This is a genomic window from Polaribacter huanghezhanensis, from assembly GCF_030444335.1.
In the GTDB taxonomy this organism is placed as follows: Bacteria; Bacteroidota; Bacteroidia; order Flavobacteriales; family Flavobacteriaceae; genus Polaribacter; species Polaribacter huanghezhanensis.
In genome coordinates this window covers 662,864-677,112 of record NZ_CP128595.1, presented here as the reverse complement: position 1 = coordinate 677,112, position 14,249 = coordinate 662,864, and the positions used below count along the sequence as shown (strand labels likewise).

The 14,249-nt window shown below is 30.7% G+C and carries 14 protein-coding genes; 10 read left to right on the top strand and 4 right to left on the bottom strand.

The window, feature by feature from the left end:
• Positions 1-91: 91 nt before the first annotated feature.
• The gene (locus KCTC32516_RS03305) at positions 92-1,384 is read left to right on the top strand and encodes an aminopeptidase P family protein (RefSeq protein ID WP_301401916.1); all 1,293 of its coding nucleotides are present in this window, start codon (positions 92-94) and stop codon (positions 1,382-1,384) included.
• Positions 1,385-1,442: 58 nt separating this feature from the next.
• On the opposite strand, the gene brnQ is transcribed toward KCTC32516_RS03305, so the two are convergent.
• Both brnQ and KCTC32516_RS03295 read right to left on the bottom strand, forming a co-directional pair.
• Positions 1,443-2,723, bottom strand: coding sequence for a branched-chain amino acid transport system II carrier protein (gene brnQ, locus KCTC32516_RS03300; protein WP_301401915.1), 1,281 nt, complete (start codon positions 2,721-2,723; stop codon positions 1,443-1,445).
• Between the two features lies 1 nt (position 2,724).
• Complete coding sequence (locus tag KCTC32516_RS03295) at positions 2,725-3,273, bottom strand: hypothetical protein (RefSeq protein ID WP_301401914.1); 549 nt, start codon at positions 3,271-3,273, stop codon at positions 2,725-2,727.
• Between the two features lie 49 nt (positions 3,274-3,322).
• Here KCTC32516_RS03295 and KCTC32516_RS03290 point away from each other — a divergent pair, with 49 nt between their 5' ends.
• The 5 genes from KCTC32516_RS03290 (at position 3,323) to KCTC32516_RS03270 (ending at position 8,032) form a co-directional block, all read left to right on the top strand.
• Entirely contained in the window at positions 3,323-4,102 is a 780-nt protein-coding gene (locus tag KCTC32516_RS03290; protein WP_301401913.1) for an alpha/beta fold hydrolase, read from the top strand.
• Positions 4,103-4,191: 89 nt separating this feature from the next.
• The gene (locus KCTC32516_RS03285; RefSeq protein WP_301401912.1) at positions 4,192-4,953 is read left to right on the top strand and encodes a hypothetical protein; all 762 of its coding nucleotides are present in this window, start codon (positions 4,192-4,194) and stop codon (positions 4,951-4,953) included.
• A 10-nt stretch (positions 4,954-4,963) separates the two neighbouring features.
• A complete protein-coding gene (locus KCTC32516_RS03280) occupies positions 4,964-6,115 on the top strand; it encodes an ABC transporter substrate-binding protein (protein ID WP_301401911.1) in 1,152 nt (383 codons plus the stop codon).
• Between the two features lie 4 nt (positions 6,116-6,119).
• A complete protein-coding gene (locus KCTC32516_RS03275; RefSeq protein WP_301401910.1) occupies positions 6,120-7,619 on the top strand; it encodes an ATP-binding protein in 1,500 nt (499 codons plus the stop codon).
• Positions 7,616-8,032, top strand: a complete 417-nt coding sequence (locus tag KCTC32516_RS03270) for a response regulator (RefSeq protein WP_301401909.1) — start codon at positions 7,616-7,618, stop codon at positions 8,030-8,032. The genes KCTC32516_RS03275 and KCTC32516_RS03270 overlap by 4 nt, the downstream gene beginning before the upstream one ends.
• A 14-nt stretch (positions 8,033-8,046) precedes the next feature.
• On the opposite strand, the gene thiL is transcribed toward KCTC32516_RS03270, so the two are convergent.
• Both thiL and KCTC32516_RS03260 read right to left on the bottom strand, forming a co-directional pair.
• Positions 8,047-9,093, bottom strand: coding sequence for a thiamine-phosphate kinase (gene thiL, locus KCTC32516_RS03265; protein ID WP_301401908.1), 1,047 nt, complete (start codon positions 9,091-9,093; stop codon positions 8,047-8,049).
• Positions 9,094-9,255: 162 nt separating this feature from the next.
• A complete protein-coding gene (locus tag KCTC32516_RS03260; protein WP_301401907.1) occupies positions 9,256-10,884 on the bottom strand; it encodes a M14 family metallopeptidase in 1,629 nt (542 codons plus the stop codon).
• A 217-nt stretch (positions 10,885-11,101) separates the two neighbouring features.
• On the opposite strand from KCTC32516_RS03260, the gene KCTC32516_RS03255 reads away from it, so the two are divergent.
• The 4 genes from KCTC32516_RS03255 to sufC all read left to right on the top strand — a co-directional run bounded on the left by KCTC32516_RS03255 (position 11,102) and on the right by sufC (position 14,145).
• Positions 11,102-11,431, top strand: coding sequence for a HesB/IscA family protein (locus KCTC32516_RS03255; protein WP_301401906.1), 330 nt, complete (start codon positions 11,102-11,104; stop codon positions 11,429-11,431).
• A 36-nt stretch (positions 11,432-11,467) separates the two neighbouring features.
• Positions 11,468-11,839, top strand: a complete 372-nt coding sequence (locus KCTC32516_RS03250) for a four helix bundle protein (RefSeq protein ID WP_301401905.1) — start codon at positions 11,468-11,470, stop codon at positions 11,837-11,839.
• Positions 11,840-11,870: 31 nt separating this feature from the next.
• The gene (sufB, locus tag KCTC32516_RS03245; RefSeq protein WP_301401904.1) at positions 11,871-13,319 is read left to right on the top strand and encodes a Fe-S cluster assembly protein SufB; all 1,449 of its coding nucleotides are present in this window, start codon (positions 11,871-11,873) and stop codon (positions 13,317-13,319) included.
• Between the two features lie 76 nt (positions 13,320-13,395).
• Positions 13,396-14,145: a Fe-S cluster assembly ATPase SufC gene (gene sufC / locus KCTC32516_RS03240; protein ID WP_301401903.1), complete on the top strand. Its 750-nt coding sequence runs from the start codon at positions 13,396-13,398 to the stop codon at positions 14,143-14,145.
• The last annotated feature ends 104 nt before the right edge of the window (positions 14,146-14,249 follow it).

Sequence of the window (14,249 nt, the reverse complement as noted above, 5' to 3'; positions counted from 1 at the left end):
TTTAGGATAAAATTATATTAGAATTTTCAAAGAAATGCACAAATCTTCGTTGTATAAATTACTACATTTGTTCTTCTAAACACTTTTACTCATGAAATATCACTTAATAGATAATCCTCTTTTTATAAAAAATAGAGCAAAGTTTACTGCTCAAATGAAACCAAAATCAATTGCAGTTTTCAACTCAAACGATACCTTTACAACGGGCGCGGATAGTACATTGCCTTTTCATCAGCATAGAGATATTTTTTATTTAAGCGGTGTAGATCAAGAAGAAAGTATGTTGTTGTTATTTCCAGATGCCTTAGATAAAAAGCACAGAGAAATTTTATTTGTAACAGAAACAAACGATCATATTGCAGTTTGGGAAGGAGCTAAGTTAAATAAAGAGCAAGCAACAAAAACATCAGGAATAAAAACGGTGTATTGGTTAAGCGATTTTGACAAAGTCTTTTTTGATTTGATGACTGAAGCAGAAACAATTTATTTTAATACCAACGAACATTATCGCCAATCGGTACAATTAGAAAGTAGAGAAGATCGATTTATAAAAAGCGTTAAAGATAAATTTCCTGCGCATAATTGGGCAAAAAGTTTTCCGATTTTACAAAGTATTCGCGGCGTAAAAGAACCACAAGAATTAGAGTTATTGCAAACAGCATGTAATATAACAGAAAAAGGATTTAGAAGAATTTTAGGATTCGTAAAACCTGGTATTATGGAGTATGAAATTGAAGCAGAATTTATGCACGAATTTTTAAGAAATCGTTCTAAGGGATTTGCATACACGCCAATTGTTGGTTCTGGTTACAATGCTTGTGTGTTGCATTATATAGAAAATAATCAGCAATGTAAAGCGGGCGATATGTTGTTGTTGGATGTTGGCGCAGAATACGCAAATTATTCTTCTGATATGACACGTACAATTCCGGTAAGCGGATGTTTTACAGACAGACAAAGAGCTGTTTATAACGCTGTAAATAGAGTTAAAAACGATGCTACAAAAATGCTAGTTCCAGGAACAATTTGGGCGGAATATCATAAAGAAGTTGGTAAAATCATGACTTCAGAATTGTTAGGTTTAGGCTTGATTGATAAAGCTGATGTGCAAAATGAAGATAAAAACTGGCCAGCGTATAAAAAATATTTTATGCACGGAACATCGCATCATATGGGATTAGACACGCACGATTATGGTGCTTTAAAAACGCCCATGAAAGCAAATATGGTTTTTACGGTTGAACCTGGAATTTATATTCCTAAAGAAAATATGGGAATTCGTTTAGAAGACGATGTGGTGATTCAAGAAAAAGGAGAGCCCTTTAATTTGATGCGTAATATTCCGATTATAACAGAAGAAATTGAAGATTTAATGAATCAATAATTTTTAAATAAAAATATAAATGAAGCGAGTGAAAACTCGCTTTTTTTGATTTAAAAAACTACGCAGTTTTTGTCCTAAAGTTTTTATAAACATTCACAACTATAAAAATTAGAATTGCTGGCAAAACCCAACCCAAACTAAATTCAGATAAAGGAATATAACTTTGAATTCTTGTTAACCTCTCTGGGTTGATAATAAACTTTAAAAAATCTGGAATACTAAATAAAAAGGTAATTCCGACTACAGCTTTAAAAACAGTTGGAGACGCTACTTTTTCTGGCAATACATTTAGTAAAATTAAAATGATGGTTATAGGATAAATAAACATCAATGCTGGGAGTGCAATTACAATAATATAATGCACATCAAACTGGCCAATTAAAACGCCTAAAACACAGCCAATAATTGCAGTAATTGTATACGCTTTTTGTGAGTTGTTAAACAATCCTTTAAAATAATCTGAAGTACCAGTTACAATTCCAACTCCAGTTGTAAAACAAGCCAACGCTACTAAAACACTTAAAAAAGTGGTGCCAATATTTCCTAATGTTTGTGTACTTAAACTGGTTAAAATTTCTGTTCTGGTTGCATTTTTAGCAAAAGAATTGCTAAAAAGAACACCGCTATAAATTAAACCTGTATAAATAATAAGTAAGCCAATTCCGGCAACAATTCCGGCTTTAGAAATGAGCTCTTTCTTTACTTCAAAAGAAGTTTCTTTTTTAAAGTTCATAGAGATCACTAAAACTCCACCAATAACAACAGCCCCAATAGCATCAAAAGTTTGATACCCTTCTAACAAACCACTTACAAAAGGGGTTTTAAAAGTTGATGGATTTATTGCTTCTGGATTTGAGGTAATTCCGATAAAAATAACAGCTAATAAAATGATGATAATTAACGGCGTTAAGAACTTTCCGATGAGGTTTAAGATTTTAGAACGATTCATTACAAACACAAAAACCAATACAAAATAAATAGTACTTGTTAGTAAGGATGAAGTTCCAAAAAAGGGTGCAATTGCCATTTCGTGTGTTACAGAAGCGGTTCTTGGTGCGGGCAATGTAATCGATATTGCATACACAATGAAACAGTAAGTAGCACTAAATGTTGGTGATACTTTTTTTCCAAAATCAAACATCGTTCCTTGTAAACGCGCATGCGCGATAATTCCGAAAATCGGAATAATAACTGCGGTAACAAAAAAACCAAGGGCAACCAAGTGCCAACTTTCTCCAGACTGAACCCCTAAAAAAGGAGGAAGAATTAAGTTTCCTGCACCAAAAAACATAGAAAATAACGCAAAACCAACGATAAAGATTTCTTTTGTTTTATTCAACTTAAGAAGATTTCTTGAAAAGTAATAAAACAGTATTAGAAATAAGATATAAAAGAGAAATACCAATCATCGTAAATTTCACAATCGCAGAAGTAAAGGCTATTGAAGACCAATATTGTTTATAACTTCCAATCAATAATTTGATTAACGATACATTCTCTGCAACATCACAAATTGCCGAAAAAAACATACCCCAAATGAGTAATTTACCAATTTTGTAAAAAGGTTTTCCAATCCATAAACGCTCGTTTACTTTATGAATTAAAAGCGAAATAAATAAAGTATAAATCAGTAAGAAAAAAAAATCATATCCCAAACTCAAACCAGCAAATGTTTTTGATAAAGGAGACCAGGAGTTGATGATTTCCATAGATTTATCAAGGTTACCGGCCATTTCAAAAGAAAAAATTCCGTAGGGAGCAGATGCAGTATCTAAATAAACATTAAAATACTTTAAAACAACAGCACTTATTATAAAAAGATAAAAAAGACTAAACGTTAATTTCTTTTTAGTTTTTGCTGTAATATTTTTAAAAGGTGATGTAAACATTTTAAAATTTAATTTAAAGAACCTCAATAAAGATACATATTTTTGTTCAATGCAAAATAATATCGTCTATAAAAATACTAAAATTTTTTTTTCATCAACAGGAAAAGGTGCTGCAATTGTGTTTTTGCATGGATTTTTAGAGAATTCTTTTATGTGGAAATCAGTTGCAAAGGAGCTCTCTAAGCGAAATAAAATTATTTGTATTGATTTATTAGGTCATGGAAACACAGAATGTATTGGGTATATCCATTCTATGGAATTGATGGCAGAAGCAGTTGAAGCAGTTTTAAAATACCTGAAAATTCAAAAATCAATTTTAGTTGGACATTCTATGGGCGGATATGTTGCGCTGGCGTTTGCAGAGAAAAAGCCACAGAAAGTAAAAGGTTTGTGTTTGATGAACTCCACTTCTTTGGCTGATGATGATGAGCGAAAAGCATTGAGAACACGAGCAAATAGATTAGTGCAGAAGAATTTTAAAAATATGGTGCAAATGTCTTTCACCAATTTGTTTAGTGAACAAAGTAGAACTGTTTTTAAAGACGAAATGAAAGTTGCTTTACAAGAAGCATTACAAACACCACTTCAAGGATATATTGCTTGCCAAGAAGGTATGAAAATTAGACCAAACAGAGAAGCTGTTTTACGGAATTTACCATGTAAAAAATTATTAATTATTGGTAAAAAAGATCCTGTTTTAGATTATAAAAATTCTGTAAAAGAAGCAAAAAACACAAATTCTGAGTTGGTAGTTTTTCCTAATGGACACATGAGTCATATTGAAAACAAACAAGATTTGGTACTTACTTTACTTCATTTTTTTACTTGATTTTGTTTATTTATGTTTTTTTTATTATATTTGGTAAATTTCTAAAAAGATTCTATCCGTTTTTTCTTTGTAGAGGCTTATTTTTTTTCATGAAGCTACCTCCCAAAAAAAACATAAATACTAAGTTTTACTCAGTATTTAAATTTATTCTTCTACTTTTATTACTATTAAATAGTAAAAGTGTTTCTGCACAAACTAGTAAAGATCCATTTAAAGTAAAAGGCTTTGTAGATTTTAACATCTATAATGATACTCGAAACTTTAACACTTTAACCTATAATATTCTGTTGCAACTTTCAGAAAGAGTTCAGTATTTCTCCTTAACAAATAATGATGGTTTTTTGGGCTCTCCAGATTTAGCGACTACGTATGCTGAACATAATTTGCGTTATAAAATTACTAAAAAATCTCCCTTAGACATTACTATGCAATATGTTTTAAGAAAAGGTGAACAAAATGATGATATAAAACTAGGTTTTCGTTGGCGATTTAACAACACAAAAAAATTAGATCGTTTTTTTAAAAAAATGAACCTATCTTATTCAATAAATCTAATGATGGTTCAGTTTAGAAATCAATCAAAAACAAAATACGGAACTCAATTAGAGCATGTATATAATATCAATTTATTTTCAAAAAAATTAAACAATAGACTTTATTTAGGAGGTTTTGCAGATCAAATTATCAATTATAATAATGGTAATATTTCTTTTACTTGGGTAACAGAACATCAACTAGGATACAAATTTTTTGATCGCCTTTATCTTGTTTTAGAGTATAGAGTTAATCAGTTTTTTACAAAAAAGCAATCAGGTTTAGGTTATGGACTAGAATATAAAGTAACATTTTAAAAAAAATAGTATGAATAATAATAAAAACATTTTAAAAAGGTTAGGAGTTCTTTCTATCTTTTTTGTGTTGATTTTTTTTATGGCTTGTCAATCTAAAGTTGAAACTATAAACATTGGCTATATAGGTCCTTTAACAACAAGAGCTACGGATTTGGGTATTGCTCCCTCTAAAGCAATTCAACTTGCTGTAGAAGAATACAATGAAACAAGATTAAGTAATGAGCCAAAAGTTGATTTATTTATAGAAGATGATCAATGGGATAAAGAAAAAGGCTTAATTGCTTATGAGAAACTAAGAAAAGAACATAAAATTAAAGTGTTATTTATTAGCAATACAGATGGTACTATTGCTATTAGTGAAAAAGCTAAAGAGGATAAAGTTATTATTATAAACCCTTGTAATAATGACACTGCTTTAAACAAGTTAAATGAAAATGTTTTTAAAATAGCCAAATCCACAGAAGAAGCTCACAGTTTAATAGCTAATAGAATTATTGATTTAGATTTTAAAAAGGTAATTATTATACATTACCCAAATAACTTTATGTATTTAGGTGCTTTTACCTGTAAAGAAATATTAAAAAAAGAGGGAATAGAAACAAAAGTAGTGTCTTTTAAAAAAGAGAAAACAAACTTTATGAAAGAACTAACAGAATATAAAGCAGAAGATTATGATGCTTATGTTTTTTTGGGATATAAAGAGTATGGTTTTGCTATGAAACAAGCTAGAGAATTAGGTATAGAATCTAAATTTTTTGGATCTACAGTTTTGCTACAAGAAGACTACTATGAAAATTCTGATGGCGCAATTATTGGTACAGAATTTATATTTTTTACACCACAAAATGGAAACTATGTGCCTGCCCAAGATTTCTTAAATAATTATCAATCAAAATTTAAAGAAAAGCCTTTTTCTGTTTGGCCTCCTATGCAAGCTTATGATGCTGCAAATATATTGCTAAGTGTGCTTAAAAATTATAATATTACCAATACAAAAAATAATGATTTCGATTCTTGGCTAAGAAAAAAACTTTTAAATGTACATTATTTTGAAGGTGTTTGTGGTAATATTTCTATTAAATCGAATGGTGCTTCCAGTGGAATATATTTTTCATTATACGAATACAAATCAAAAGGAAAATTCACAAACATAAAAGAGTAAGAAGTTGTTTAAATTTAAGAAAATAAAATATAAGATTTTTACAGGTTATGGATTATTTATGATGATTATAATAATTCAGCTTTTTTTAACCAATTCTATAAATTCAAGTGCAGAAAATGCGTATGAAAAATTAACTAAAGAAATTAAACCTAAGGTTAATTTGTTTAATAAATATAGAAATGCAAACAAAATGCTTTTATTAAAGCTAAATAATAAAGTATCAAATGCAAAAAACAGTCTTTTAACAAATAAAATAAAACAAGTATCAAATGTAGATTTTCCTTATTTTAGGTTATTAATTTCAAAATTAAAAGAGGAAAAAGAAATTCAAGATTTATATGGAAAAAGTATAGATTCTATTATAGAGAATACTAAGAAACTTGAAAGCCACTCTATAAATATTAATGCATTACTTGTAACTTCTAAAGATTATGATGACAAAACTAAAATAGAAAAAGCCAAAAAATTTCTAGAAAAAGCAACTAATAATTCTCTTGCTTTAGACCATGAAATTGCTCTTTTGGAAAGAGATTACACTAAAAAATCCGAACAAGGTTTTATTAATTTATCAAATAAGCTTAAAGATAGTTCTAAAATTTTACTATTATCTACCCTGTTTTTTATAATTATAGGACTGCTATTTTCTTTAAGAGTTACTAGAAGCATTTTAAGGCCTTTAAAAAGGCTTATGATTGGGGCTAAAAGTTTAGCCAACGGTATACACAATACGCAAGTTGCTGTTTTAGGAAATGATGAAATAGCAGAATTAACAAGGGTATTTAACAAAATGTCTGTTTCATTAAATAATAGTTTTAACGATATTAAAAACAAAAATAAAGAACTAGAACAGTTTACATATATAGCTTCTCATGATTTGCAAGAACCTCTTCAAACACTTACTGGTTTTGTAAATTTATTAAACGAAAATTATGGAGATCAATTTGATGAAGTAGGCCAGAAAAGTTTAGGTTATATAAAAGATGCTGCAGAAAGAATGAGTAAGCTAGTAAAAGGTTTGCTAGATTATGGAAGAATTGGTAAAAATCCAGAGTTGATAAAAATTGACTGTAACACGTTGTTGGAAGAAGTAAAAAGTGATATAGCTTCAACTATTAAAGATAGTGGTGCAATTTTAAAAATAGAAAAACTTCCAGAACTTTATGCATACAAAACAGAATTACGATTATTGTTTCAAAACCTTATTAGCAATGCAATAAAATTTCGAAATTCAAACACAAAACCAATCATTGAAATATTTGCAATAAAAGATAATGGTTTTACATTTGCTGTAAAAGACAATGGAATTGGTATTGACGAAAAGTTTAAAAAAAGAATTTTTGCTATCTTCCAAAGATTACATTCAACAGACAAATATAAGGGCACAGGTATAGGTCTAGCGCATTGTAATAAGATTATTGAACTACACAAAGGTGAAATTTGGGTAGAGTCAAAACCAAACCATGGTAGTACATTTTATTTCAACATTCCAAACCTAAAAAAATGAAAGAAAAACTAAATTGTATTTTATTAATAGACGATAATGGATCTACTAATTTCCTGCATCAATTAATGATTAAAAAAGCAAACTGCGCAGAAAAATGTGTTGCTGTGCAGAGTGGACAAGAGGCTCTAGATTATTTAGAGTCTTCAATAAACGGAATTCATCCTCAGCCAGATCTCATTTTTTTAGATATTAATATGCCCTCTATGAATGGGTGGGAGTTTCTTGAACATTACAAAAAACTTAAAAAAGACCAACAAGGAAAAATAGTTGTGATGATGCTTACTACTTCAAGAAATCTAGATGATATAGAAAAATCAAAAAGATTTGGTTATGTTTCTGGCTTTATGAACAAACCATTAACAGCAGATGTACTGTTAAAAGTTGTTCAAGAAAAGTTTCCTAAAAATTTTTAATTTTTATAGTGATATTACTCTTTCAATGCATTCCAACCTTGCGCTTTTAATTCAATTTCTTGGTTGGCGCGTGTAACTAAATTCATTCCTTGACTTTCTTCAGTAATATGACCAATAATAGAAAAATTCGGATTTCCTTTTATTTTATCAAAATCAGCAATGGGAACTGTAAATAACAATTCGTAATCTTCGCCTCCGCTTAAAGCAATCATGGTAGAATCCATATTAAATTCTTCACAAGTAGAAATTACTTGCGGATCTAACGGGAATTTATCTTCATACAATTTACATCCAACTTTGGATTGCGAGCAAAGGTGCATAATTTCTGAGGATAATCCGTCAGAAACATCAATCATAGAAGTCGGTTTTACCTCTAGTTCTTTTAACAATCCAGCAACATCTTTTCGTGCTTCTGGTTTTAATTGACGCTCAATTAAATACGTGTAATTATCTAAATCTGGTTGATTGTTTGGATCAACTTTAAAAACTTGCTTTTCTCTTTCTAACACTTGCAACCCTAAATATGCAGCTCCTAAATCCCCAGAAACCACAATTAAATCAGTGTCTTTTGCGCCATTTCTATATACAACATCTTCTTTTGCTGATTTCCCAATTGCAGTAATTGAAATCAACATTCCAGTTGTTGATGAAGTGGTATCTCCACCAATTAAATCGACATTATATGTTTCACAAGCCAATTGAATTCCCGCATACAATTCTTCAATTGCTTCCAAGGGAAAACGATTAGAAACCGCAAGAGAAACTGTAATTTGTTCTGCGGTTCCATTCATAGCATATACATCAGATAAATTAACCATTACCGCCTTGTAACCTAAGTGTTTTAACGGCATATAACTCAAATCAAAATGAACACCTTCAATTAACAAATCGGTTGTAATTAAAGTTTGTTTTTCTGACGCGTCTAATACAGCAGCGTCATCTCCAACAGCTTTTATTGTTGATGAATGCTTTGTGTTAAAATGCTTTGTTAAATGATTTATCAATCCGAATTCTCCTAATTCAGACAATGAGGTTTTATCTTGGTTTTTATCTTCAATCATGCCGCAAAGATACAGCAATTCTATTTGTTTTTAAAGCATAAAAAGTGCTTGTTTAAAAGATGTTTTAACCTTTTGTCTGGTTGAGCGGAGTCGAAACTTGTTTTTATAATAATCGAGTAACTTAGAGTTCTCGATTGCGCTCGAACAGACATGCTTTTTGTTTTATTTTACCGAATAATATTTAAAAACAGGATAGGCTACTGATTTTGTTTCTACGCCTTGTGCTTTTAAATAGTCATCAAAGAAATTCCATGAAACTAAGCCGTCATCAGATTGTGGTTCTAACATGTAAAAAGCTAAATTTGTTAAAGGTTGCGCCATGTCAATCCAATAATCTCCTTTTTTAAAAGTTTGCGTTTTTGCAACATATTTTCCTTCAACAGTTGCCATATTATGTCCTTCAAATTTACGACTAGCATTGTGTAGTTTTTCAACCATAAATACTTCTCCAACTGCTCTTTTACGATTTTTTAGTTCGGTAACTTTTATGCCTTGCTTTCTAAGAAGTTCAACAATTGATTTCATTGATTTTGGTAAAAAATACCCTCTTGGTAAAGTGGTGTTAACGGTTGCTTCAAATTTTGAAATGTTGGTTACATTTGGTACATCGATAATTTTTCCAGAACGTAAATATCCTTTCTTTCCGTCTTTTTTAACGAACGGAATGTAATCGTAGGTTCTATAGTTTTCTATTTTTTTATCTAAAGCAACCATTTTAAAACGAACACCTTTTTTAGATTTTCCTGCATTTTCAATCACATTTTGAATGGCATCTTTTTCTGCTTGCGCATTAATTGCCATCATTTTTTTACCATTTTTATGTGTAAATTCTAAAATTTCTGCAACAAATCCGTAAGTTGAATTCATTCTAGTATATAACCGGTCATGTGCAAAAGCTTCACTTAAAATTCCGATTTTATTACGCAATCCCATTTGGTTTACAATATATCTTGGATGATGATTATACGTGTAAATTGAAGTTGGCGGCCAACCTTGTTTTGTGGAATAATATCCGTAAGGACCAATTTTTACTTTGTAATTTTTATCGATATTTTTTGTTACTTCTGGTAAAAGTTGGTTCCAAGTAAAATCATACGGCGCTTTTTCACCAGCATAATGGTAACTTGGTGCGTAGGTAATTCCGTAACCATGCCAAGTTCCGTTTGTTGTGTGTAAATCTACCAACATTTCTGGATCCCATTTTAAAATTACATTTTTGATTAATCCAGTAGTTTCAAAGGCTTCCATTTTAACTCCGTCTCTATTTAAATCCAAACCTTGACTGTTAGCTCTAATTCCAACTTCAACAGGACTGTCTTCTTGCGAGGGTCTTCTTCCTTGTTTCATTTTGTCGTTAGAATCTGTGTTGTAAATCGGGGCGAAAATTAAAATCTGATTTTCTAATAAATACTTTTTATCACCCAATAAAATATCGCGCATCATTTGTTGAGCAATTTCTTTTCCTTCAACTTCTCCTGAATGAATATTTCCTTGAATATAGATTACGGGTTTTCCAGAAGCTTTTGCTTCAGCGGGCGTTGTAATTTTTGGATTTGCCAAAATGACCATTGGAATTTTTTTACCTTCTTTACTAGTTGCCATGTATTCTACATGCATTAAGTCAGATTTTTTCTGTAATGCGGCAATAAAAGACATTACTTCTGCGTAGGTAGAAGTTTTTTGATAATTGGTCTTCACAGGAACAGTAATTAAGTCTTCTGACCAAGGGTTTTCTTGTGCGGTAATTTGAGTAGCAATTAAAAATACGATTGCGGTAAAAATGCGTTTCATTTGGTTTGTTTTAGTGATGGAATAAAAGTAAGTTTAATTCCTTGTTTACAAAGTTTATAGCACTTTTTTAACAGTTCGTTAACAAAGTTTCTGTTTTGTGCAACCAGCCATTAATTTTAGCAATCAAACAATCAATTTTATTCATGTTAAAAGAAGGAGAAAATCATATTTTGTCAGTATATTTGCATCTAATTTGGATTTAATCTATATAAGAATTATGATAAAAGTTTCAGATATCGCTAAGAAAAAAGTCATAGAATTAATGGCTGATGATGGTTTTGACACATCCAAAGACTTTGTGCGTGTTGGTGTAAAAAGTGGAGGTTGTTCTGGTTTATCATACGATTTAACGTTTGATAAAAATCAAGCTGAAGGCGATAAAATTTTTGAAGATAATGATGTAAAAATTATTGTTGATAAAAAAAGTTTCTTGTATTTAGTTGGAACAACACTAGAATATTCTGGAGGTTTAAACGGAACAGGTTTTGTATTTAATAATCCAAACGCGAATAGAACTTGCGGGTGCGGAGAATCTTTCAGTTTATAAAGTTGAAAGTATTAAAGTTAAAAAGTTTTTAAAATAATGGCAAAGTTTAGTTCTTTTGAAGAAATCATTTCATGGCAAAAAGCAAGAGAATTAAATGTAATAATTTATAAAGTAACCAATTCAAACGATTTATTTTCTAAAGACTTTGGATTAAGAGATCAAATAAGAAGAGCATCTGTTTCTATTTCATCTAATATAGCTGAAGGATTTGAAAGACAGACAACAAAAGAATTTATTCGATTTTTATACATAGCTAAAGCATCGGCAGGCGAAGTTCGTTCGCAATTGTATTTAGCATTTGATTTAAATTATATAAGTAAAAAAGAGTTTGAAGAACTAAAGTTAAAAATAAATGAAGTTTCAAAATTGATTAGTGGATTATTAAAATACCTACACTCAACTTTATAAACTTTTAACTTTTTAACATTATAAACTAACAATGAGTAAGTACACAGAAGATAATTTAAGAGAAGAATTAAAAACCAAGGAATACGAATATGGTTTTTATACAGATATAGAAAGCGATAAATTTGCAAAAGGGTTAAACGAAGATGTTGTTCGTGCTATTTCTAAAAAGAAAAACGAACCACAATGGATGACCGATTGGCGAATTGAAGCGTTTAGAGTTTGGGAGAAAATGGAAGAGCCAGATTGGGCAAATGTAAAGTACCCAAAACCAAATTTTCAAGAAATTGCCTATTATTCCGCGCCAAAAAAGAAACCAACATTAAATAGTTTGGACGAAGTGGATCCTGATTTATTAGAGACATTTAAAAAACTAGGAATTTCTATAGACGAACAAAAACGTTTGTCAAATGTTGCGGTAGATATTGTCATAGATTCTGTTTCTGTTGCCACCACTTTTAAGAAAACATTGGGTGAAAAAGGCATTATTTTTATGCCGATTTCGGAAGCAATTCAAGAACATCCAGAATTGGTGAGAAAACATTTAGGAACTGTTGTTCCTACTTCCGACAATTTTTATGCAGCATTAAATTCGGCAGTTTTTTCTGACGGATCTTTCTGTTACATTCCAAAAGGCGTTCGTTGTCCGATGGAATTATCAACATATTTTAGAATTAATGAAGGAGGAACCGGACAGTTTGAAAGAACATTAGTTGTTGCAGACAAAGGAAGTTATGTAAGTTATTTAGAAGGTTGTACAGCACCAAGTAGAGATGAAAATCAATTGCACGCGGCTGTTGTTGAATTGATTGCAATGGACGACGCAGAAATAAAATATTCTACCGTTCAGAACTGGTATCCTGGAGATGCAAACGGAAAAGGGGGCGTTTTTAACTTTGTAACCAAAAGAGCTCTTTGCGAAACGAATGCAAAAGTTTCTTGGACACAAGTAGAAACTGGTTCTGCTGTAACTTGGAAATATCCAAGTTGTATTTTAAAAGGAAACAATTCGGTAGGAGAGTTTTATTCTATTGCAGTGACAAACCATTATCAACAAGCAGATACTGGTACAAAAATGATTCACTTAGGTAAAAATACCAAGTCGACCATTATTTCAAAAGGAATATCCGCAGGGAAATCACAAAATAGTTATAGAGGATTGGTGCATGTTGGAGCAAGAGCAGAAAATGCACGTAATTTTTCACAATGTGATTCATTATTGATGGGAAATGAATGTGGAGCACACACATTTCCGTACATCGAAGCAAAAAATAAATCAGCACAAATAGAACACGAAGCAACAACAAGTAAAATTGGAGAAGACCAATTGTTTTACTGTAATCAACGTGGAATTGACACGGAAAAAGCAATTGCATTAATTGTAAACGGATTTAGTAAAGAAGTACTCAATAAGTTGCCAATGGAATTCGCCGTAGAAGCACAAAAGTTATTAGAAATCTCTCTTGAGGGATCAGTAGGGTAAAATTTTATCGTTTAATTGTTTATGCGTTGAGTCGTTTAAACAGTCTAACGAATGAACAGATAAACAAATTAGGAAAATGTTAAAGATTAACAATTTACACGCAAGCATAGACAATAAAGCAATCTTAAAAGGATTGAATATTGAAGTAAAAGCTGGAGAAGTTCATGCAATTATGGGCCCAAATGGAGCTGGAAAAAGCACCTTGGCAAATATTGTTGCAGGAAAAGATGAATATGAAGTTACAGATGGAATTATTGAATTAAACGGAGAAGATATTAGCGAATTAGCTCCAGAAGAAAGAGCACACAATGGCGTGTTTTTATCGTTTCAATATCCGGTAGAAATTCCTGGGGTTTCTGTAACCAACTTTATAAAAACTGCAATTAACGAAACTCGTAAAGCTAAAGGTTTAGAAGACATGCCTGCAAAAGACATGTTGAAAATGATTCGTGAGAAATCAGAATTGTTAGAAATAGATCGTAAGTTTTTATCGCGTTCTTTAAACGAAGGTTTTTCTGGAGGAGAAAAGAAACGTAATGAGATTTTTCAAATGGCAATGTTAGAGCCAAAATTGGCAATTTTAGACGAAACAGATTCTGGTTTAGATATTGATGCGTTGCGAATTGTTGCAAACGGCGTAAACAAACTAAAATCGAAAGACAACGCCGTAATTGTAATTACACATTACCAACGTTTATTAGAATATATCGTTCCTGATTTTGTGCATGTTTTATACGATGGTAAAATCGTAAAAACCGGAGATGCTTCTCTAGCATTAGAATTAGAAGCAAAAGGATACGACTGGATTAAAAAGGAATTGGTTTAGTTAGAAAGTTTAAAAGTAAAAAGGTTAAAAGTTGGATAAGTAATAAAGTGATGTAAATGCAAAACTTTAGAAACTTTAAAAACTTCCAACTTTAAAACTCATAA

Coding starts and splice junctions, on each gene's coding strand:
- KCTC32516_RS03305 (WP_301401916.1), top strand. CDS start 92: ATGAAATATCACTTAATAGATAATCCTCTTTTTATAAAAAATAGAGCA.
- KCTC32516_RS03295 (WP_301401914.1), bottom strand. CDS start 3,273: ATGTTTACATCACCTTTTAAAAATATTACAGCAAAAACTAAAAAGAAA.
- KCTC32516_RS03290 (WP_301401913.1), top strand. CDS start 3,323: ATGCAAAATAATATCGTCTATAAAAATACTAAAATTTTTTTTTCATCA.
- KCTC32516_RS03285 (WP_301401912.1), top strand. CDS start 4,192: ATGAAGCTACCTCCCAAAAAAAACATAAATACTAAGTTTTACTCAGTA.
- KCTC32516_RS03280 (WP_301401911.1), top strand. CDS start 4,964: ATGAATAATAATAAAAACATTTTAAAAAGGTTAGGAGTTCTTTCTATC.
- KCTC32516_RS03270 (WP_301401909.1), top strand. CDS start 7,616: ATGAAAGAAAAACTAAATTGTATTTTATTAATAGACGATAATGGATCT.
- thiL (WP_301401908.1), bottom strand. CDS start 9,093: ATGATTGAAGATAAAAACCAAGATAAAACCTCATTGTCTGAATTAGGA.
- KCTC32516_RS03260 (WP_301401907.1), bottom strand. CDS start 10,884: ATGAAACGCATTTTTACCGCAATCGTATTTTTAATTGCTACTCAAATT.
- KCTC32516_RS03255 (WP_301401906.1), top strand. CDS start 11,102: ATGATAAAAGTTTCAGATATCGCTAAGAAAAAAGTCATAGAATTAATG.
- KCTC32516_RS03250 (WP_301401905.1), top strand. CDS start 11,468: ATGGCAAAGTTTAGTTCTTTTGAAGAAATCATTTCATGGCAAAAAGCA.
- sufB (WP_301401904.1), top strand. CDS start 11,871: ATGAGTAAGTACACAGAAGATAATTTAAGAGAAGAATTAAAAACCAAG.
- sufC (WP_301401903.1), top strand. CDS start 13,396: ATGTTAAAGATTAACAATTTACACGCAAGCATAGACAATAAAGCAATC.